The 20,493-nt window shown below is 35.5% G+C and carries 21 protein-coding genes, 4 tRNA genes and 1 pseudogene; 12 read left to right on the plus strand and 14 right to left on the minus strand.

Annotated features, from left to right (window positions below; genetic code table 11):
* Nucleotides 1–4: 4 nt before the first annotated feature.
* On the minus strand, nt 5–838 hold the full coding sequence (locus Q0358_RS07015; RefSeq protein ID WP_299549653.1) for a 3'-5' exonuclease: 834 nt from the start codon (nt 836–838) through the stop codon (nt 5–7).
* 85 nt (nt 839–923) lie between these two features.
* On the opposite strand from Q0358_RS07015, the gene Q0358_RS07020 reads away from it, so the two are divergent.
* A complete protein-coding gene (locus Q0358_RS07020; protein WP_299549375.1) occupies nt 924–1,706 on the plus strand; it encodes a pyridoxine 5'-phosphate synthase in 783 nt (260 codons plus the stop codon).
* Nucleotides 1,707–1,750: 44 nt separating this feature from the next.
* Nucleotides 1,751–2,108, plus strand: a pseudogene (locus Q0358_RS07025) (diacylglycerol kinase).
* Here the strand turns inward: Q0358_RS07025 and dapF are convergent.
* The 4 genes from dapF to accB all read right to left on the minus strand — a co-directional run bounded on the left by dapF (nt 2,105) and on the right by accB (nt 5,575).
* Complete coding sequence (gene dapF / locus Q0358_RS07030; protein WP_299549378.1) at nt 2,105–2,854, minus strand: diaminopimelate epimerase; 750 nt, start codon at nt 2,852–2,854, stop codon at nt 2,105–2,107. The pseudogene Q0358_RS07025 and the gene dapF overlap by 4 nt on opposite strands.
* 66 nt (nt 2,855–2,920) lie before the next feature.
* A complete protein-coding gene (locus Q0358_RS07035) occupies nt 2,921–3,676 on the minus strand; it encodes a flagellin (protein WP_299549381.1) in 756 nt (251 codons plus the stop codon).
* Nucleotides 3,677–3,746: 70 nt separating this feature from the next.
* Nucleotides 3,747–5,117, minus strand: coding sequence for an acetyl-CoA carboxylase biotin carboxylase subunit (locus Q0358_RS07040; protein WP_299549384.1), 1,371 nt, complete (start codon nt 5,115–5,117; stop codon nt 3,747–3,749).
* Nucleotides 5,117–5,575 carry an acetyl-CoA carboxylase biotin carboxyl carrier protein gene (accB, locus tag Q0358_RS07045; protein WP_299549387.1) on the minus strand — a complete coding sequence of 153 codons (459 nt, stop codon included), beginning with the start codon at nt 5,573–5,575 and terminating at the stop codon, nt 5,117–5,119. Before accB ends, Q0358_RS07040 begins: the two co-directional genes overlap by 1 nt.
* A 77-nt stretch (nt 5,576–5,652) precedes the next feature.
* On the opposite strand from accB, the gene dcd reads away from it, so the two are divergent.
* Nucleotides 5,653–6,213 carry a dCTP deaminase gene (gene dcd, locus Q0358_RS07050; protein ID WP_299549390.1) on the plus strand — a complete coding sequence of 187 codons (561 nt, stop codon included), beginning with the start codon at nt 5,653–5,655 and terminating at the stop codon, nt 6,211–6,213.
* Between the two features lie 35 nt (nt 6,214–6,248).
* Here the strand turns inward: dcd and Q0358_RS07055 are convergent, their stop codons facing one another.
* Nucleotides 6,249–7,325 (minus strand): FUSC family protein, encoded by a 1,077-nt coding sequence (locus Q0358_RS07055; RefSeq protein WP_299549393.1) that lies wholly within the window; start codon nt 7,323–7,325, stop codon nt 6,249–6,251.
* A gap of 100 nt (nt 7,326–7,425) precedes the next feature.
* Here Q0358_RS07055 and Q0358_RS07060 point away from each other — a divergent pair, with 100 nt between their 5' ends.
* Genes Q0358_RS07060 through Q0358_RS07075 form a run of 4 tightly spaced genes read left to right on the plus strand, consistent with a single transcriptional unit; the run spans nt 7,426 to nt 10,058 of the window.
* Complete coding sequence (locus Q0358_RS07060) at nt 7,426–8,127, plus strand: triose-phosphate isomerase (protein WP_299549396.1); 702 nt, start codon at nt 7,426–7,428, stop codon at nt 8,125–8,127.
* A 7-nt stretch (nt 8,128–8,134) separates the two neighbouring features.
* Nucleotides 8,135–8,959: an enoyl-ACP reductase FabI gene (gene fabI, locus Q0358_RS07065; protein ID WP_299549656.1), complete on the plus strand. Its 825-nt coding sequence runs from the start codon at nt 8,135–8,137 to the stop codon at nt 8,957–8,959.
* A gap of 11 nt (nt 8,960–8,970) precedes the next feature.
* Complete coding sequence (gene fliQ / locus Q0358_RS07070) at nt 8,971–9,237, plus strand: flagellar biosynthesis protein FliQ (protein WP_299549399.1); 267 nt, start codon at nt 8,971–8,973, stop codon at nt 9,235–9,237.
* Nucleotides 9,237–10,058 (plus strand): UDP-N-acetylmuramate dehydrogenase, encoded by an 822-nt coding sequence (locus Q0358_RS07075; RefSeq protein WP_299549402.1) that lies wholly within the window; start codon nt 9,237–9,239, stop codon nt 10,056–10,058. Before fliQ ends, Q0358_RS07075 begins: the two co-directional genes overlap by 1 nt.
* 37 nt (nt 10,059–10,095) lie before the next feature.
* On the opposite strand, the gene rfbB is transcribed toward Q0358_RS07075, so the two are convergent.
* Nucleotides 10,096–11,151 (minus strand): dTDP-glucose 4,6-dehydratase, encoded by a 1,056-nt coding sequence (gene rfbB, locus Q0358_RS07080; RefSeq protein ID WP_299549404.1) that lies wholly within the window; start codon nt 11,149–11,151, stop codon nt 10,096–10,098.
* A 146-nt stretch (nt 11,152–11,297) separates the two neighbouring features.
* On the opposite strand from rfbB, the gene Q0358_RS07085 reads away from it, so the two are divergent.
* The gene (locus Q0358_RS07085) at nt 11,298–12,434 is read left to right on the plus strand and encodes an epoxyqueuosine reductase QueH (protein WP_299549407.1); all 1,137 of its coding nucleotides are present in this window, start codon (nt 11,298–11,300) and stop codon (nt 12,432–12,434) included.
* On the opposite strand, the gene radA is transcribed toward Q0358_RS07085, so the two are convergent.
* The 3 genes from radA to Q0358_RS07100 are packed head-to-tail and all read right to left on the minus strand — an operon-like array spanning nt 12,418 to nt 15,326.
* Nucleotides 12,418–13,764 carry a DNA repair protein RadA gene (gene radA, locus Q0358_RS07090; RefSeq protein WP_299549410.1) on the minus strand — a complete coding sequence of 449 codons (1,347 nt, stop codon included), beginning with the start codon at nt 13,762–13,764 and terminating at the stop codon, nt 12,418–12,420. The two genes, Q0358_RS07085 and radA, sit on opposite strands and share 17 nt — an antisense overlap.
* A gap of 54 nt (nt 13,765–13,818) precedes the next feature.
* Nucleotides 13,819–14,706, minus strand: a complete 888-nt coding sequence (gene ftsY, locus Q0358_RS07095; protein WP_299549413.1) for a signal recognition particle-docking protein FtsY — start codon at nt 14,704–14,706, stop codon at nt 13,819–13,821.
* Complete coding sequence (locus tag Q0358_RS07100; RefSeq protein WP_299549417.1) at nt 14,706–15,326, minus strand: TlpA disulfide reductase family protein; 621 nt, start codon at nt 15,324–15,326, stop codon at nt 14,706–14,708. The genes ftsY and Q0358_RS07100 overlap by 1 nt, the downstream gene beginning before the upstream one ends.
* Nucleotides 15,327–15,479: 153 nt before the next feature.
* Between Q0358_RS07100 and Q0358_RS07105 the strand changes: the two genes are divergently transcribed.
* The 4 genes from Q0358_RS07105 (at nt 15,480) to Q0358_RS07120 (ending at nt 15,918) form a co-directional block, all read left to right on the plus strand.
* Nucleotides 15,480–15,554 (plus strand) — tRNA-Gly (locus Q0358_RS07105).
* A 31-nt stretch (nt 15,555–15,585) separates the two neighbouring features.
* Nucleotides 15,586–15,672 (plus strand) — tRNA-Leu (locus Q0358_RS07110).
* Between the two features lie 5 nt (nt 15,673–15,677).
* A tRNA-Cys gene (locus Q0358_RS07115) sits at nt 15,678–15,752 on the plus strand.
* Nucleotides 15,753–15,830: 78 nt separating this feature from the next.
* Nucleotides 15,831–15,918, plus strand: a tRNA-Ser gene (locus tag Q0358_RS07120).
* 248 nt (nt 15,919–16,166) lie between these two features.
* Here Q0358_RS07120 and Q0358_RS07125 read toward each other — a convergent pair.
* The 4 genes from Q0358_RS07125 to rpsL form a co-directional block, all read right to left on the minus strand.
* Nucleotides 16,167–16,949: a complement resistance protein TraT gene (locus Q0358_RS07125; RefSeq protein ID WP_299549420.1), complete on the minus strand. Its 783-nt coding sequence runs from the start codon at nt 16,947–16,949 to the stop codon at nt 16,167–16,169.
* 441 nt (nt 16,950–17,390) lie between these two features.
* Nucleotides 17,391–19,472 (minus strand): elongation factor G, encoded by a 2,082-nt coding sequence (gene fusA, locus Q0358_RS07130; protein ID WP_299549423.1) that lies wholly within the window; start codon nt 19,470–19,472, stop codon nt 17,391–17,393.
* A gap of 90 nt (nt 19,473–19,562) precedes the next feature.
* Nucleotides 19,563–20,030 carry a 30S ribosomal protein S7 gene (gene rpsG / locus Q0358_RS07135; RefSeq protein WP_006655945.1) on the minus strand — a complete coding sequence of 156 codons (468 nt, stop codon included), beginning with the start codon at nt 20,028–20,030 and terminating at the stop codon, nt 19,563–19,565.
* A complete protein-coding gene (rpsL, locus tag Q0358_RS07140; protein WP_101313187.1) occupies nt 20,030–20,422 on the minus strand; it encodes a 30S ribosomal protein S12 in 393 nt (130 codons plus the stop codon). The genes rpsG and rpsL overlap by 1 nt, the downstream gene beginning before the upstream one ends.
* Nucleotides 20,423–20,493: the final 71 nt, after the last annotated feature.

Here is a 20,493-nt window from a genome sequence, read left to right on the forward strand (position 1 = left end):
CTCCTTATTTTAATTGTGCGCTAATTGTATCAAAAAATATAGGACAATAATCTTTGTCTTTTGTGTTTGGATCTTTTGTAAGCTTATCACCCCATTCCTTTAAAATCGTCAGATATTCTTCATTGCTCAAATTTCCCTTTAAAAGCTCATAATTTAAATACAGCCCATAAGTATTTAGCACATCACTTTGGCAGTAGGTGTCAATTTTATCTAATTCTCCTGCATAATACATCTCAAGCACCATATCACCACTTGTATCGTATTTTCCCGGAAAGCCCACTAAATTTGCCAACACATCTAATTTTAGATTCCGCACTGCACCATAATTCCCTAGTGCTTCTAGTAAATCTAAATGGAATCTTTCACAATATCTTTGGCGATAATTTTCCCATTTGCTTTTATTAAATTCCGAATTATTTTCTTCAAAATACGCATTAGCACTTAAGCGATATTTCATCGCACGCAACAGTAACATTGGCATATCAAAACCGCGTCCATTATAGCTTACAAGCTTTGGCTGTTTGTTATTAAGATAGTCTAAAAAAGCTTGAATTAAACTTTTTTCTCGCTCTTCTTTAGAGTTGCCAACTGGCTTAAAATTTCCAACTTTAATAAACTTACCATACTCATCACAAAACACTGCTGCAATGCTTACAACTTGATGATAACACACAGGCAAAAACTCGCTCCCACTCTGCTCTTTTTGAATCTCCATTGCCATCTTACTAAGCTCTAAATCACTACATTGTTCAATTGAAACTTCACGCTCAATAAATGCCTGATTAAAGCCTTTTTTAAGCAGCTCTACATCTAAAATTGTTTCACAATCAAACACCATCACCAAAGTGCACTCCTTAAAATTTTTCGTATTTTAAAGTAATTTTAGTTAGAATCCAAGAAGTTTTACAAAATAAAGGGTAGCTATGTTACTTGGAGTAAATATTGATCATATTGCAACTTTACGCGAAGCAAGAAAAATCAACGACCCCGACCCACTTGAAGCAGTATTTATAGCAAAAAGAGCGGGTGCTGATCAAATTACTTTACATTTGCGTGAAGATCGCCGCCATATCCACGATGATGATGTGCTAAAAATCCGCAACTCTTCTGCTCTTCCTTTAAATATTGAATGCTCCATTAATCCAGATATTCTTGATTATCTTTTAAAAATCTCTCCCCATCGTATTACACTTGTGCCAGAGAATCGCCAAGAAGTAACAACAGAAGGCGGACTTGATGTTGTGGCAAATTTTGAAAGAATTTCTGAAATTACACGCACTTTTAAAAAGCATTGCATAGAAGTTTCTTTATTTATTGATACACAAATTGATCAAATTTGCGCCGCAAAAGAAGTTGGCGCGCAAATGATAGAGCTTCACACAGGCACTTATGCAAATTTACATTTGATGTTAAATTCTAATCTTCCTCACACACATCACACCATAGAATCACTAAGAATTCCAAGATCTGAACTTAAAACGCTCTTTTTAGATTCCATCTCTAGCTTATGTGATGGCGCAAAAGAAGCGAAATGGCTAGGACTTGAAGTTGCAGCAGGACACGGATTAAACTATCATAATCTCACACCGATTTTACAAATCCCAGAAATCATTGAATTAAACATTGGACAAAGTATTATTGCTCGCTCCATATTCACAGGCTTAGAATCCGCCATTAAAGAAATGGCACGATTGATAAAAGACTAAGATTTACCAATAATAATGTTTCAATTCATAATAAAAGGAAAACTTTGAAGCCTAAATATAATTTTTTCAAAAATACATCTTATGCATTAGTTGGGATCAGATTCTTATTTAGAGAAACTGCTTTTAAAATAGAAATTTGTATCATTTTTCCCTGTTTAATTCTTAGTTTTTTTCTTCCTATTACTTTTGTAGAACACTTATTGCTTGTTAGTGCTTTGTTTTTAATTCTCATTATAGAAGCCATTAATACAAGTATTGAAGCTTGCATTGATTTAGTCACAACAAAATGGCAAGAACAAGCTAAAATCGCTAAAGACTGCGCTTCTAGTGCCGCATTTTAGTATATTTTTAGCAACAACCATTTGGCTAACTATCCTTATTGGAATCTTTAGAATTTTTTAATACACAAAATCACAGATTTTTCTAACACTTCCTTTTAAAAAGATTCTATTATCTTGCTCTCTTAAGAATAGCTCTTCGTTGCTTGCAGGCTTAAAACAGCAGGGGTTGGAAACTTTTTGTATTGCCTTAAGATAATAAAACATTGCCGCCATTCCGGTCCCACACGCTAATGTTTCATCCTCTACACCTCTCTCAAAAGTCCTAGCCCTAACGCAATCTTTTTCTAATGTTGCAACATTTACATTTGCATCATATTTATGGCGCAAAGCACGCAATTCTTCTTTGTTTAAACGCGCATTTTCACACACTAAATGTGGCACTCCCGTATCAATAAGCCACCAATTTATGCCATATTCTTGGATATTTTTTTGTAAAACCTTCGCTTGTGTTAATGCACTCTCTACTAAAATTTTGGATTCCAAGTCTATAAAAATTTCCGCATTAATTACCCCAGCACCTGTTAAAAATCTCTGCGTATTTGAAGCAAGTCTAAAATCCCTTGCATACAAAGCAGCTGCTCTACTTCCATTGCCGCACATTTTTGCAACACTTCCATCAGCATTATAAAACTCCCATTCAAAATCATAAGTTGTATGTGGCTTTAAGATAATCAGCCCATCTGCACCAACCCCCTCTTGTCTATGGCAAATTTTTTTTGCAAATTCCCTCCAAGCATTTTCTTGGAATTTAAAGGTATGCGTTAAAATAAAATCATTTCCACTTGCAGAATATTTACTAAAAAACATTGGAATCCTTTTTGTTTTTCAAAAAGTCTTTATTGCCCCCAAAGGGGAAAGAGAAATTAAGAGAGTTTAGCCAAGAAGTGCGTCTAGGCGATTTTGGAGATATTTTGTATTGAAAGAATTTGCATAAAGTGTTGCGTTTTCTTTGAGTTTGGCACTATTTAATTGATTGTAATTTTCCGCAACATCATCTTTCATCAAACCACCTTCGGCAGCTTTTAAATTCACAATAGTATTCATACTTGCATTAACCCCAGATTGGATTCCATTCATTGCAGAACCGATATTTGCACGCTCCATATTCACACGCTCAATAAAGCTTAAAATACTTTGCTGATTATTCACGCTTAAGCCTGCAACATTTGGTGCTTGCATATTAATGCTCTCTGTTCCATTTCCTGTTACAAAGCTCATTTGTCCGCCAAAAACATTTTTTCCATTAAAAACTGCTTGACTTGTCGCATCTTGCATAGATTGCGTTAGAGCACTTGCTTCACTCTCAATCATTGCTCTTTGATCGCTATTTAATGCAGGATTTCCAAGAGCCACAGAGAGCTCATTCATACGAATTGCGGAATCTGTAATATTTGAAAGTGTCGCATCAGCAATTTGCATTACACCTAGAGCATCATTTGCATTCCTTACGCCTTGGCTCATTGAGTTTGCTTGTGCTAAAAGCGCATTAGCAATAGCCAAGCTTGCACCATCTGTAGCTTCAAGAGGGCGTGGAGAAGCAATTTTCTTTAATGCGTCTTTTTCTTCTTCTTTTGCTTTCTTTAGATTGATTAAACTTTCATTTGTGCTTTGTGAATTGCCAATTTTCATTTTATCTCCTTAATTTTGATTAAATTTGCATCCTTGCGCTTTCAAAAATACAAGCACTTTGCGTTCCACTTTATTCCTTTTTTGCAGAATCATTAGCCATTTTTTGTTCCAAATATTTGGTATGGATAACTCCTCTTTTAAAATCGTCATTTTTCATCATTTCTTTATGAAATGCTATGGTTGTTTTAATGCCCTCTACACAAAACTCATCTAATGCCCTAGACATCCTAGCAATCGCCTCATCACGATTGCGCCCCCACACAATGAGTTTTCCAATCATAGAATCATAAAACATTGGCACAACATAACCTGCATACGCGTGACTATCAATACGCACATTATTACCACCAGGTACGATCCATTTTGTGATTTTCCCTGCAGAAGGATAGAATTTCACAGGATCTTCAGCAGTAATTCTACATTCAATCGCACAGCCGCTAAAACTTATGGAATCCTGTTTTGGAAGCTCCTTGCCCTCAGCGACATTAACCATTAATTCAATAATATCCAAGCCACTTACTAATTCACTAACTGGGTGTTCCACTTGCAATCTTGTATTCATTTCCATAAAGTAGAAATTTTGATCAGAATCCAATAAAAATTCATAAGTTCCAGCACCTACATATTTAATCGCCTTTGTAGCAGTAATTGCGGTTTGCAACAATCTTTCACGCGTTCTTGGCTCAAGTGTAGGAGCAGGAGATTCTTCAATCAACTTTTGATGGCGTCTTTGCAAAGAACAATCTCTCTCTCCAATATGCAAAACATTTCCGTGTTTATCTGCAAGAATTTGCACTTCAATATGCTTTGGTTTATCAATAAACTTCTCCATATAAATTGTGCCATCACCAAATGCACTAATTGCTTCAGATTCTGCAGCCAGATAGGCATTAAACATATTTTCTTCATTTTCTACAATACGCATTCCGCGCCCACCACCACCTGCCGCTGCTTTTAAAATCACAGGATAGCCAATCTCTTTTGCAAGTTTAATAGCTTGCTCTTTGGATTCCACTGCTCCATCACTTCCAGGGACTACTGGAACACCTGCATTTTTCATTACCTCTTTTGCCTTACTTTTATCACTCATTAGCACCATAACATCAGGTGTTGGACCAATAAACTCAATGCCGTGATGGTTACAAATCTCCACAAAATTTTGATTCTCACTTAAAAATCCATATCCGGGAAAAATCGCATCTGCCTTAAAGAGTTCTGCAGCAGAGATGATTGCTGGGATATTTAAATAACTCTCACTAGACTTATCCCCGCCAATACAAACTTTAGCATCTGCTAAATCCAAATAATGTGCATCTTTATCTGCTGTGGAATAAACAGCAATTGCTTTCTTGCCCATTTCCTTAATTGTGCGGATTGCCCTTAGAGCAATTTCTCCACGATTTGCAATTAAAATAGTGTGAATCTCTTTTTGCAAAGACATTAGAGTTTCTCCACAACAAATAAAGGAGAATTATACTCCACAGGTTGCGCATCATTTGGGATAATCTCTACAATCTTACAATCAAATTCTGCTTCAATTTCATTCATAATTTTCATTGCTTCAATAATCCCTAGCGTTTGCCCTTTTTTCACCTTATCGCCTACATTTACATAAGCAGGAGCATTTGGAGATGGGCAACGATAGAATGTCCCAACCATTGGAGAATTGATTGTATCACCACTTGGTGTTGCTGCAGCTGGGGCAGAAGCCACAGGAGCAGTTTGCGGAAGGCTTTGTGTTGTTGGAGCCGGAGTAGCTTGCACAACAGGTGCGCTAACACTCACACCACTCATCCCTTTTTCAAGTTTAATTTGCATTGTATCTTGTGCGATACTCAAACGATTTAGAGTGCTTGCATCAAAGATTTTGATTAGCTCTTTAATATCTTTAAAATCCATTTAAAAGCCTTTAACTTTGTTTTGAGTTTGTTATAATATCATATTTACATAAAATAATCACTTAGCTAAGGAATAAAATGGGTTTAAAAGAAGATACTTGGATTAGAAAAATGGCAATTGAACACACAATGATTGATCCCTTTTGTGAAAATCAAGTAGGTAAGGGTGTTGTAAGCTATGGATTATCAAGCTATGGTTATGATATTCGTGTGAGCAATGAGTTTAAAATCTTTACAAATATTAATGCAATGGTTGTTGATCCAAAAAATTTTGATGCGGCAAATGTTGTGGATTTTATCGGAGATGTCTGCATTGTACCGCCAAACTCCTTTGCGCTTGCAAGAACAATAGAATATTTTAAGATTCCACGCAATATTTTAGCAATCTGTCTTGGAAAAAGCACCTATGCAAGATGTGGGATTATCGTTAATGTTACACCTTTTGAGCCAGAATTTGAAGGACATATTACTATTGAAATTTCAAACACGACGCCTTTACCTGCAAAAATCTATGCCAACGAAGGAATAGCGCAAGTGTTATTTTTAGAAGGAGATAGAGATTGTGAAGTTAGCTACAAAGACAAAAAGGGTAAATATCAAGAACAAAAAGGTATTACGCTACCTAGAATCCTAAAATAAACTAAAGTTGGAATCTAAAATTTTGGATTCCAACTTTACTCTGCGCTAATCCACTTAAACACAATCTTTCTAGCAATACTCTCTAAGACTTTACGCAATGCACTCCAATGCATAAGAGCCCCTCCAAGCAATCCAATTATGCTACCAATTACAATATCCAAAATCCTAGCTTGAATAATCACATTTGGATTATATTGCATAAAATTACTCACTTCTGCCAAATAAGTAGAATAAGGCGTTAAAAATACCATTGATAATGCGTAATTACGCACCACCGTATATTCCGCAAAAAACATTAAAACCATCATCAAAAGTGCAAACTCAATCGCACCAAAGGTAAAGTGCAATAAAAAATATGCCAAGCTAACCCCAGCAATCGTGCCTAAAATTCTTTGAAGTTGTTTAATCCAAATTTGCTTAAAAGTAACAGCTGTCATCACTGCTGCACAACTAATCCCCACCCAATATCCACGATCAAGCTCCAAATAACTCTGCAAAAACATCGCAAAACCCACAAAAAAAGCAATGATTATAGGATCGATCACAATCACTCCAAACCCAAACTCTCCAATTTTTGGAATTGGTTTAATTGCACGCTTAAACACATAAATCACACTTAGTGCATACAAAAGCACCATCACATTAGCAACCATCGTTCCAAGTGCTACAAGTCCGATAGCCATAGGATAATCTCGCACTTCAAAAGGGATGTAAGTCCCAAGAATCGTAGCAAAAGTAAAGAAAAAAAATCCCGGTGCTCCAATGCTAAAATACCGCACTACTTGCGCACTTACAAGCGTTACTCCAAAGACAATCAATGGAATAAACTGCGGAAAAATCTGTCCTACAAGCCCTAAAGTAAAAGACACTATAATCCCAAACGCACAAGACATACTTAAAATCATTTTATGATAAATAGGGGTATCTGGAACATAAAGAAAAATCATTGCTCCAATCACAGCAACAAGTCCAAAATCCGGACGCCCAATAAATGTTGCAATGAACAAAATTATCGCCACGCCAAGTCCAGCAAAAAATGGCATCTGCCAAGATCTATCACTTTGATTCCAAGTAAAAATTAATCCCAAGTCTTTTTTAATTTTTTCAAGCATCATAAATGCCTTACGCTAAAGTTTTTCACATTATAGCCAACTTTTAGGATTCTCCTGTGAGTTTTGTTATAATACTTCTTAAAGTTTAAGGAATTTTTTTATGAAAATCATCGCAAGTAATTTTAAAACAAATCACACAAGAAAAAGCACTCAAGAGTTTTGTGCTGCATTGGAATCTTTTTTATCCGCACATAAAAATCCTAATAAAGTCGCTCTTTTTCCTTCTGCTACGGCACTTTTAAATAATGCTTTTAAGCATTTTTCAATCGGGGCGCAAAATGCGTATTTTGCAAAATCTGGATCTTTTACAGGTGAAATAGGTTTAGAACAATTAGAAGAATTTCACATTAAATCTTTACTTATAGGGCATAGTGAAAGGCGTGATTTAGGAGAAAATCAAGCATTTTGCGCACAAAAATTTGCATATTTTTCTAAACAAAATTTTGAGATTTTTTACTGCATAGGAGAGAGTTTAGAGACTAAGAATAAGGGTTTAGATTCCACATTAGCCTTTTTAGAATCACAATTTGCAGGGATTGATTTAAATTATCCTAAACTCATCATTGCTTATGAGCCAATTTGGGCTATTGGAAGTGGAGTTAGTGCAACCTTAGAAGAAATCACACAAATCCACACGCACTTAAAGCAAAAATTAGGTAGAATTCCGCTTCTTTATGGCGGAAGTGTGAAGCCTGAAAATGCACGCAAAATCTTAAGTTTAGACGGCGTAGATGGCGTGCTTATAGGCAGTGCAAGCTGGGAACTAGAAAGCTTTTGTCAGATTTTAGAAAATTCATTTTAAAGGTCAAATTATGATTATGAAAGGCAAGAAAGGGCTAATTGTTGGTGTTGCAAATAACAAATCTATCGCTTATGGGATCACAAAGGCGTGCAAAGAACAAGGTGCAACCCTTGCTTTAACCTATATGAACGAACAAATACAAAAACGCGTGCTTCCTATTGCTGAAGAAATTGGCTGTGGGGCGTATGTATATGAACTTGATGTTAGTAAAAAAGAGCATTTTGCCACTTTAAGAGAGCAGATCAAAAAAGACTTTGGCAAGCTTGATTTTTTAGTGCATAGTGTTGCATTTGCCCCCAAAGAAGCTTTAGATGGTAGTTTTTTAGAAACTTCTAAAGAAGCATTTAATCTTGCTATGGAAGTTTCTGTGTATTCTCTTATTGAATTATGCCGTGAATTAGAGCCTGTTTTAAACACAAATGCTTCGATTCTTACACTTAGCTATTTAGGGGCAGTAAAACATGTAGCACATTACAATGTAATGGGGGTAGCAAAAGCCGCATTAGAGTCTAGCGTGCGTTACTTAGCGCACGATTTAGGGCATAAAGGAATCCGTGTTAATGCAATTTCAGCTGGACCAATTAGAACGCTTGCTGCAAGTGGAATTGGAGATTTTAGATTTATCTTAAAATGGAATGAAGCAAATGCGCCATTACGCAAAAATGTTGGAATTGAAGAAGTTGGAAATTCAGCAATGTATCTTCTCTCTCCACTTGCAAGTGCTGTTACAGGAGAAATTCATTATGTAGATTGCGGTTATAATATTATGGGAATGGCCGCTATTACAGAAAAAGATGGCAAAGCTAGTATGGTTTGGGATTCTATTAAATAAGGGCAAATCTTATGGAAGCGCAACTAATGAATCTTGCTATTGAAACTTATAAAATCACATTGATTTTATCGCTTCCAATGCTCCTTGTTGGACTTGTTGTTGGACTTATGATTAGTATTTTTCAAGCCACAACACAGATTAATGAAATGACGCTTACCTTTGTGCCAAAAATTTTAGCCGTTATTGTTGTGATTATTTTTACAATGCCTTGGATGTTAAATATGCTAATGGATTTTACTGCACGCATTTTTAAAATGATGCCCACTTTTTTGTTTTAATGCTACAAAAAATCATTGATTTTTCGCAATACACAAGCGTTAAAATCGGCTCAATCCAACCCCTAAACTATATAGAATTACCTGAAGATTATGATAATCTTTTACAGGCTAATCTACCTATCCATATCATCGGCAAAGCAAATAATCTCCTAATTTCTCCAAATGCAAGCAACTTAGTAGCACTTAGTAAAAACTTTGATTACATTAAGGATTTAGGAGATTGTTTAGAAGTGGGTGCGGCAACACCTAGTGGCAAGCTATTTTCTTATGCAAAACGCCATAATTTAAGTGGTTTTGAAATCTTATCTAAGCTACCTGGAAGTATAGGTGGAATCATTAAAATGAACGCCGGGTTAAAAACTTATGAAATTAAAGATGTTTTAGATGGAATCTTAATTTTAGATTCCAATGTCAAACTAAAGTTTAAAGGCGTGAAATCTCTTGGGTTAAAGTATCGTAAAAGCGAAATTTCAGAACTTGTTTTTGCAGGTATTTTTAAAAAACAAATTGGCTTTAATTCAGATCTTGTAGAAGTTTTTACTAAAATGCGTGCAAATCAACCAAAAGAACCTAGTTTTGGGAGTTGCTTTAAGAATCCTAAGGGCAATTTTGCTGGTGCATTAATTGAACAAGCAGGATTAAAGGGCATAAAATTTGGCAAAAATAAAAGCTTAATGTTTAGCCAAATTCACGCAAATTTTCTAGTTAATCTTGGCAATTCTTGCTTTGAAGAAACCCTAGATTTAATCCATTTAGCAAAAGAAAAAGTCTATATGGAATCCAAAATCACCTTAGAAGAGGAAGTGCAAATTATTCAATAAATTTTATTTTTCAACAAAATAAAATTCTCTAAACTCTTCAACGATAATTTCCTAATTTTTTAGATAAAGCAATCTCCAACCATTCCCTATTCTTCAAATACCATTTTGCGGTCTTTTTTATACCTTCTTCAAGCCCGACTAATGGCTTCCATCCAAGATCTTTTTGGATTTTGCTAGCGTCAATTGCATAACGCAAATCATGTCCTGCGCGATCCTCCACAAATGCAATCAATCTCTCCGATGTTCCAATGGGATTTCCTAAAAGTTCATCAATGATTTTAGAAATCAAAAAAACCAAATCAATATTTTTTCTCTCATTATTACCGCCTATATTGTAAGTTTCCCCAATCTTACCACGATGAAAAACAAGATCAATTGCACGCACATGATCTCCCACATAAAGCCAATCACGAACATTTTCCCCTCTTCCATAAATTGGAATAGATTCTCCATTTAAAATATTGCTAATCACCTTTGGAATGAGTTTTTCTGGGAACTGAAATGGTCCATAATTATTTGAACAATTTGTAATAAGTATTGGCAAATCATAAGTGTCATAAAATGCACGAACAAAATGATCACTACTTGCCTTGCTTGCGGAATATGGAGAATGTGGATCGTATTTTGTATTTTCTGTAAAAAGCGCATGATCAAATTTTAAAGTTCCATAAACTTCATCTGTTGAAATATGGTAAAAAATCCCCCCCCCCCGCTGCAAAATATTTAATTTTTTCCAAAATTCACAAGACGCCTGAAGAAGAGAAAGTGTGCCAAGAATATTTGTTTTTGCAAACGCAAAAGGCTCATCTATAGAACGATCCACATGTGATTCTGCCGCAAGATGAATTACACTATCAATCTTATATTTTTCAAAAATACTACGCACAAATTTAATATCACAAATATCTGCATATTCAAAGACATAATTTTCTTTTCTCTTAACCTCAAGAAGATTTGTAAGATTACCTGCATAAGTTAGTTTATCTAAATTAACTATACGATATTTTGGATATTTTTTACAAAAAAAACGCACTAAATGAGAGCCAATAAATCCCGCTCCACCTGTAATTAAAATATTTCTTTGAAAATTCACATTTGACCTTTATACAATAATCAGGCGTTAGTGTAACATTTTATCGTCGTCATTTATCTTTTTCTGTAAATTTTTAAAACAAAAAATGCATCAAATCTTGCACTATTTCATTACAATGCGTTACAATTCCACAAAAAAGGCAAAAAATGTCTAAGATTTCTTATGATTTCACGCACAAAAACACGACTTTAGTGCATATTTGTTGCAGTGTAGATAGCCACCATTTTTTAACACAACTCAAAGAAAAATATCCACACAAGAACTTTTGTGGTTTTTTTTACAATCCAAATATTCACCCTATTGAAGAATACCAACTACGCTTACTTGATGTAAAACGCAGTTGTGCACAGCTTGGGATTCCATTAATTGAAGGAGAATATCATCTAAAAGAGTGGCTAGAAGGCAGTAAAGGCTTAGAAGATGCTCCAGAAAAAGGCGAACGATGCAGTTATTGCTTTGATTTTAGATTAGAAAAAAGCGCGCAAATTGCATTGGATACACATTGCGTAGAATTTACAAGCACTTTGCTTGCAAGCCCTATGAAGTTACAGAATGAACTTTTCAAGCAAGGTGAAGCAATCGCTATTAAACACAACTTAGCCTTTTTGCCTATTGATGTGCGAAGCAATGGAGGCACACAAATCCAAAATCAACTTGCAAAAGAAGCAAATCTCTATCGCCAAAACTATTGTGGCTGTCTTTATGCGCTAAAAGCCCAGCGTGAGAAGTCCAACAAAACTTCATTAGAGCTTTTCTCTACTCTTAATCTCCCAAAACAATCGCGCAATCTCCCTTCCTTGCGTCTTCAAAACTTCCAAGCACGCACACAACTAGAACAAACTCAAAAACCCTATCAAATCATTAAACGCAAGATTCTGCAATATCGTCTACTAAAAGGTTCTCTTAGTATAAAGGATTCTATAATCCCTAGCTTTATTTGCAATTACTCAATGTTAAACAAACCCACAAAAGCAAAGATAGAATTTTGGCAAGATGGGATCGGATATGCAAGCAAAGATGGAATTGTATTTTTAGAATTTAACACATTTAAGAAGTTTCTAGGGATAACGAATTTTAATACTCTTTTACAAGAAGGTTTAAGCGAAGAGATTCAGCTTGCCTTACGCTATAAACTCTATCCTAACGGATTTTTTGTCTCTCCTATTGTGATTATAGAAAAAGCCTTTAATGAGGATTTTACACTAGAGATTACACAAATTATGCAAGAAGAGATTTTAGAAGATTTTATCCCCATACAAACACAATCTACATCCAATCAATAATCTTTGTAACCTCTTGCACTTCATAGCACTTTATAGCTAGGTTTTGCTTGAGTTTTTTTGGCAAAATTGCGTGTGTAATTCCAAGAGAAATTGCTTCTTTTAAGCGTTGTTCTGTGCTTGGAACATCGCGAATATCACCCACAAGACTTACTTCTCCAATAAACACACTTGTATTTGCAAGTGCGCGATTTCTAAAGCTTGATAAAATTGCCGCAACAACGGCTAAATCCGCTGCAGTTTCAACAATTTTAATCCCACCTGTAATATTAATAAACACATCATAGCGGTTTAATGGGATCTCTAATTTACGCTCTAAAAGGGCTAAAATCATATTTAAACGACTTTGATCAAACCCTGTGCAAGCACGCTTTGGCGCACCATAGGCACAATCACTTACTAAAGCTTGCACTTCAAGCACAAGTGCGCGCGACCCTTCCATTACCACGCTTAATGCACTTCCGGGACTTGAAGTTTTATGAGAGAAAAAAATCTTTGAAGCTTCTTTTGCTCCAACTAAACCGCCACTTTGCATTTCAAAGATTCCAATCTCACTTGTGTTTCCAAAGCGATTCTTAAATCCACGTAAAAAGCGCAATTCCCTACTTGAATCTCCTTCAAAATACAGCACACAATCCACCATATGCTCCAAAATTCTAGGTCCAGCAATTGCTCCATCTTTAGTAATATGCCCAATAATAAATACACAAATCCCATATTCTTTTGCAAGGCGCATTAACTCAAAAGTTACTTCACGCACCTGCGAAACACTCCCGGGGCTTGAAGAAATTGTTTGACTATAAAGCGTTTGAATACTATCAATCACAACTAAGCTATAATGACGCTCCTTGTCTTTAATTACAGCTAAAATTTCTTCTAACTCAATTGCATTTAGTAAATACAAATTCGCATCTAAGGCATTTAATCGCTCCGCCCTTAGCTTAATTTGTGAAGCACTCTCTTCTCCGCTAACATATAAAACCTCTTTACCACCTTTTGCCAAATGGCTTGCAATCTTTAAAAGTAGTGTAGATTTTCCAACACCCGGACTCCCTCCCACAAGATACATTCCCCCAAGAACAATCCCCCCACCTAGCACAATATCAAGCTCACTCTCACCAGAGCTAAAGCGGACAAACTCTTCTTTTTCTACTTCTGTAATACGCCTAACTTTTAAACTTTGAGTGTTTAATCCTTTAAATGCTTCAATTTGCTCTTCTTTTAACTCTAAAAAACTCTCCCAAGCCCCACAATTAGAACACTTCCCAAGCCATTTAGAACTTTGGAATCCACAATGCTGACATTCAAAAATTTGTGCTTTTTTCTTTGCCAAAACCTGCCTTTAAAATACTTAATACGCCACTTTTAAGCGTTTTAGATTCCAGCTTTACTCACTAAAGATGGAATCTAAAAGTGTTTGAATATAGTGATTTTCATCAAAGACAATCAAATCCTTAGCACTTTCACCCACGCCAATATATAAAATCGGCACGCGCAATGCGTAAATCACACTAAAAATCGCCCCACCTTTGCTTGTGCCATCAAGTTTTGTAATGATTACGCCATCAACACCGCCAAGCGTTTGACTAAAGATTCTGGCTTGATCTAGACTAGAACTCCCCTGCGTGCCATCTAAAATCAAAATTTTGCGATGGGGAGCACCTTCTTTTGCTTTGTTGCAAATCCGCACAATTTTCTCTAGCTCCTGCTGTAAATTGCTTTGATTATGCAAACGCCCAGCCGTATCAATAATTGCTACATCTAAATTCTTTGCCACAGCAGAAGTGATCGTATCAAACGCCACAGCAGAAGGATCATGTCCAATTTGTGAAGCAATCACCGGCACTCCAAGACGCTCTCCCCATAACTTTAACTGTTCAATTGCTGCTGCCCTAAAAGTATCACCAGCACCTAAAATAACGCTTTTGCCTTGTGATTTATAGAGATTTGCAAGCTTTGCAATCGTTGTTGTCTTACCCGCACCATTAACACCTACAATTAAATCTACGCAGGGCTTTGCACTAACTTCTTTAGCTTGCACCTTATCATAATAACTCTCTCCACGAAACAAGCGAAGTAAAGCAACTTCTAGTTCATTTTTGCTAATTTCATTGCTTAGTGGCGATAAAATCATTTCCACTAAGTCATAATCCATATCTGTGGCAATTAAAATCTCTTCTAATGCTTCTTTTGATAATTTTTTTTGTGTTTTTGGGAGCAAATCGCGAATATTTTGCGTGGTTTTCTCTAATGTTTTTTTAAAAATTTTAAACATCATTGCTCCTTTTGTGTTAAATGTTGCGTTAAGTCAAACTCAATCATTTCTTCAGGGATTGCCCCTAAATAATGGATAAGATATTCTCCATTTTCTCCATATAAAGCAATAAGTGGCACACCTTCAATCCCGCCAAGTATCCTAAAAAGTTCTTTACGATTCTCATCTAAAATTAAAGGCATATTTAGCGCATTTTCTTCATTAAAAACTTGCACTGCACCTTTAAAATTCTCCACTTCACCAACTAAATCATCAATAGGGATTCCAAAAAAAGCAATTTTATCTCCAAATTGATTTTTAAGATTTTCCAAATGTGGCAAAATCCCTTTGCAAGGCTCACACCAAGTTGTAAAAAACACAAGGATTTTGATGTTTCCATCCACGCCTGTAACGTTTAAATCTCTTAAAACATTTAATCTCCCATCCAATGAAGCAAAATCATTTTTATCTTCCCTTGTTTTTTGATTAACTATTAAAATCTCTCCATTATTTGTTGATAATGACAAATTTTCTAAGATTTTTTTCTCTTGTATGATTGCATTCTCTTTTGGACTATCTTCACAACCTAAAAAAAATAATAAAAACGCGCTAAATATGATTCTAAACCAAGCAAATTGCATAGGATTCCTTAAATAATTATAAAGCTGGAATTATACCAAATCTTACCGCAAAAGCTTATTTTGTATTTCATATTTTTAAACTTTCAACCCATTATTTTTAAAATCACTTGATTTTTTATCCAAGCAACGCTATAATTTCACTCTTACTTTTATGCGGGAGTAGCTCAGTGGTAGAGCATAACCTTGCCAAGGTTGGGGCCGCGGGTTCGATCCCCGTCTCCCGCTCCATTTTAAAAATCATAAAAGTTTTTAATCACAAGCCCGGGTGGTGAAATGGTAGACACAAGGGACTTAAAATCCCTCGGACATTGCGTCCGTGCCGGTTCAAGTCCGGCCCCGGGCACCATAGGTGGCGACATAGCCAAGTGGTAAGGCAGGAGCCTGCAAAGCTCTCATTCCCCAGTTCAAATCTGGGTGTCGCCTCCAATTCTTTACTTTAAATAAAATGGCTTGAGCAATCAAGGTTAATCTTAACGACAAACTTCCAAACTTTTCTTAGCTTATCGGGAGATGGCTGAGTGGTCGAAAGCGGCGGTCTTGAAAACCGTTGAGGGTCACACCTCCGGGGGTTCGAATCCCTCTCTCCCGGCCACTAATTTTTAATATTTTTGTTAAATATGCTACTTATTCCAAAATGGATTTTGCAATTCTAAATTTTTATAACTTATAGAAATACTTGGAGAGTCTTAACGAATGAATTTATAAAATAAAAGCTAGAAAATAAATTTACAAAAGAGAAATCTTTTTAACTTGGAAAAAATTAATACAAAAATCACTTAAAAATTTCAACTTTACATTGCCAATCCTCATAAGGCTTATGTGCCCTAAGAGAATTTCCTATTAAAACAAACCAGCAATTTGTGAAGCAATTTTATCTTCTAAAATAGGTGTTGCCTCTGGCAACTTTAATCCAAGCTTTACAGCTTCAGCAAAAATAATTGTAGATTTTTCAATATAATCACTACTATAAGATTGTGCGCTACTATTAATTTGATTGGATTGTAAATGCCCTGATTGCGAACTTCTTACATTTCCACCAAAACTATTTAAGAATCCTGCTCTTCTTTGGTCATTAACTTGTGCTTGCCCACTAACATTACCCGATGTTGTTAAAACTCCACCTTTTGCTCTTTGTTTGATATTAATATCAACTTGCATTTGCCAAATCGTATCCTCTGTTAATTTACCTGCCAAAGCACCGATTCCTGCTCCTATAAGACCGCCTACTGCACCACCTGTTACTGAAGAATGATTATAAACTCCTACACCTGTACCTACTGCCGCTCCAACTCCTGCTGCTGCAGCTGCATTATTTTCTTTTTTTTCATCACAATATAAAATATTAGTGCTTAAAATATATGTTGCTTTTGCAGGATCATCTACAATCTTATATCCTTTTTGTGTTAGTAATTGCACTAACTTGCTTTCCAAATTAACATCGTGGCCACTCGTATTTCTTACGCTTAAGAAAATAATTCTTTGACTCTTTGCCACAGGGTCTAAAAAAATGCTTTGTGTCATTTTTGCATTTGTTTGCAAAGTTGTTGTAACACAACCGCTCAAAATACCTCCAGCAAATACCGCACCAAATACCATTTTCAACAATGAAGTTTTACAATCCATAAACATCTCCTAGTAATAATTTAAGCCCAAATCATAACATAATATATATATATTAAAATCTTCAAAATATTGCCAATATTTTTCTATTTTTAACATTTTTCATTTATAACCAAAAAATCTTCTTCATTTAAAGTACAATTCTTGTTTTAGAATACTTAAAATGTAATAGATTAATTACAAGTGTAAGAGTATAAGGGATTTTTACTATATTCTCAAACTGGAAAAAATGTTTAATTTTATAAAACGATTTTTCAAATTAAAGCTTCATTTTTAAATAAAAAGTTTTCTTTTAGTAGAATCTCAAATTGATCAAAAGTGAATTTTTATCCTATTTTTGATTTTTATTTATTTTAAAAATTTGAACCTTATTTTCATAAAAATATAAATTATCAAAAATAAAAAAAGAGAATCCCCTTTTGAAGGGGATTGAAGTTTTATGAGTTAGCCGTTGCGTTTTTCCATAATTTCTTTAGAGATATTACTTGGAACTTCTCCATAGTGGTCAAATTCCATTGTATATGTTCCACGCCCTTGTGTTGCTGAACGTAAATCCGTAGAGTAACCAAACATTTCTGCTAATGGGACAAATGCATTAACAATCTTTAATCCCATTCTATCGTCCATTGAGTTAATTTGTCCGCGTCTTCTGTTTAAATCTCCAATCACATCTCCCATATACTCTTCTGGAACTTCAACTTCAACTTTCATCATAGGCTCTAATAAAACCGCTCCTGCCTTTCTACATGCATCTTTAAACGCCATAGAACCAGCAATTTTAAATGCCATTTCTGAAGAATCCACATCGTGATAACTTCCATCAAACAGCGTAACTTTAAAATCCACAACAGGATAACCCGCTAGCACACCATTTTGCATCGCCTCTTGGATTCCTTTATCTACTGCTGGGATATATTCTTTTGGAATCACACCACCACTAATATTATTAACAAACTCATAACCCTTACCTGGCTCTTGTGGATCAAGCTTAATAAAAACATGCCCATATTGTCCGCGCCCACCAGATTGTTTTGCATATTTACATTCTTGCTCAACGCTTTGACGGATTGTTTCACGGAATGCAACTTGAGGTTGCCCAACTTCTGCTTCCACTTTAAATTCTCGTTTCAATCTATCCACAATAATTTCTAAGTGTAACTCACCCATTCCAGAAATAATTGTTTGTCCCGATTCTTCATCTGTATGCACTCTAAAGCTTGGATCTTCTTCTGCAAGCTTAGCTAAAGCTAATGCCATTTTTTCTTGATCGGCTTTTGTTTTTGGTTCAACAGCAATAGAAATAACAGGCTCTGGAAATTCCATTCTTTCTAAAATCACCGGATCTTTTTCAGAGCAAAGTGTATCTCCTGTTAATGTTTCTTTTAACCCTACAAATGCACAAATTTCTCCCGCATAAACTTCTTTAATATCTTCTCTTTTGTTAGAGTGCATTTTAAGAAGTCTTCCAACACGCTCTTTTTTACCTTTTGTAGAGTTAAGCACATAACTTCCAGATTCCAAACTTCCACGATACACACGCACAAATGTTAACTGTCCTACAAATGGATCTGTCATAATTTTAAACGCAAGTCCTGCAAACTCACCATTATCCGTAGATTTTACGCTCACTTCTGTTTCTTCATCTTTTGGATCTACACCACGAATATCCGCAACTTCTGTCGGTGCTGGCAAATACTCAACAACAGCGTCAAGCAGTGTTTGCACACCTTTATTTTTAAAACTTGAACCACATAGCATTGGAATCATTTCCATTGCTAAACAAGCTTTTTTGATTCCAGCTTTAATCTCTGCAACACTAAGTTCTTCGCCGCTCAAATATTTCTCCATCATTGCTTCATCTTGTTCCGCAACAGCTTCAAGCAACTTTTCTCTATATTCTTGTGCTTTATCCATTAAATCCGCTGGAATCTCTTCAATATCATACATTGCGCCCATAGACTCATCATTCCATACGCAAGCTTTCATATTAACAAGATCCACAACACCTTTAAAATTATCTTCTGCACCAATTGGAATCACAAGTGGTACAGGTTTAGCTTTAAGTCTTGTTGCAATTTGAGATTCTACATTATAGAAATTCGCACCGATTCTGTCCATTTTATTTACGAAAACGATTCTAGGAACACCATATTTATTAGCCTGTCTCCAAACCGTTTCACTTTGAGGTTGCACACCACCAACAGAACAAAACACTGCAACAGCACCATCTAAAACACGCATTGAACGCTCAACTTCAATTGTAAAATCTACGTGTCCAGGAGTGTCAATTAGGTTGATTTGATAATCTTTCCAAAAACAAGTTGTCGCCGCTGAAGTAATTGTAATTCCGCGTTCTTTTTCTTGTTCCATCCAATCCATTGTTGCAGCACCGTCATGAACTTCCCCGATTTTGTGACTCACACCTGTGTAAAACAAAATACGCTCAGAAGTTGTTGTTTTTCCTGCATCAATATGCGCTGCAATTCCAATATTTCTAATTTTATTTAATGGGGTTTTTCTTGCCATATTTGAATCCTTTAGGATAAGTAATTTGAGATTTTGTGAGTAGAGAGCTTTTTGGGAAATCTATTAAGAAATCCCCCCTAAAAGCATAATTTACCAACGATAGTGCGCAAATGCTTTGTTGGCCTCTGCCATTTTGTGCACATCTTCTTTTTTCTTAAATGCCGCTCCACGCTCATTTGCAGCATCAATTAATTCATTTGCCAATCTTTCAATCATTGTGCGTTCGTTTCTTTTTCTAGCAGAATCCAACAACCAACGGATAGATAAAGATTGTTGTCTTGCTGGACGAACTTCGACAGGAACTTGATAAGTTGCACCACCTACTCTTCTACTTCTTACTTCTACAAGTGGCTTAACTTTTTCTAAAGCTTTTTCAAAGGTTTCAATACCTTTTTCTTTTGTTTTTTCTTCAATTTTGTCAAATGTTGCATAAATAATCTTTTCTGCAACACTCTTTTTTCCATCATACATCATTTTGTTGATGAATTTTGTTACAACAATATTGTTATAAATTGGATCACCTAATACTTCTCTTTGTGGGGCTTTTCTTCTTCTCATTATTTTTTACCTCCTGCATCACCCTTTGCTTTTTTTGCTCCATATTTACTGCGTGAAACTGTTCGCTTTGCAACACCTGCTGTATCTAATGCACCACGAATAATATGATATTTAACACCCGGTAAATCCTTAACCCTTCCACCACGGATTAATACAATAGAGTGTTCTTGTAAATTATGTCCTTCGCCAGGGATATAGCTAATTACTTCAAATCCGCTTGTTAGTCTAACTTTTGCTACTTTTCTTAACGCTGAGTTGGGCTTTCTAGGTGTCGTAGTATAAACACGCGTGCAAACCCCTCTTCTTTGGGGGCAAACTACCAAAGCCGGTGACTTTGACTTCTTAATAACTTTTTTTCGCTCTTTTCTAATCAACTGATTAATCGTTGGCACTTTTATTCCTTCCTAAAAAATTTTATAAAGAAAATGAAGCGGATTATATATAAATCACGCTTTATTCTTAC

This window comes from uncultured Helicobacter sp. (assembly GCF_937893305.1).
Taxonomy (GTDB): domain Bacteria; phylum Campylobacterota; class Campylobacteria; order Campylobacterales; family Helicobacteraceae; genus Helicobacter_D.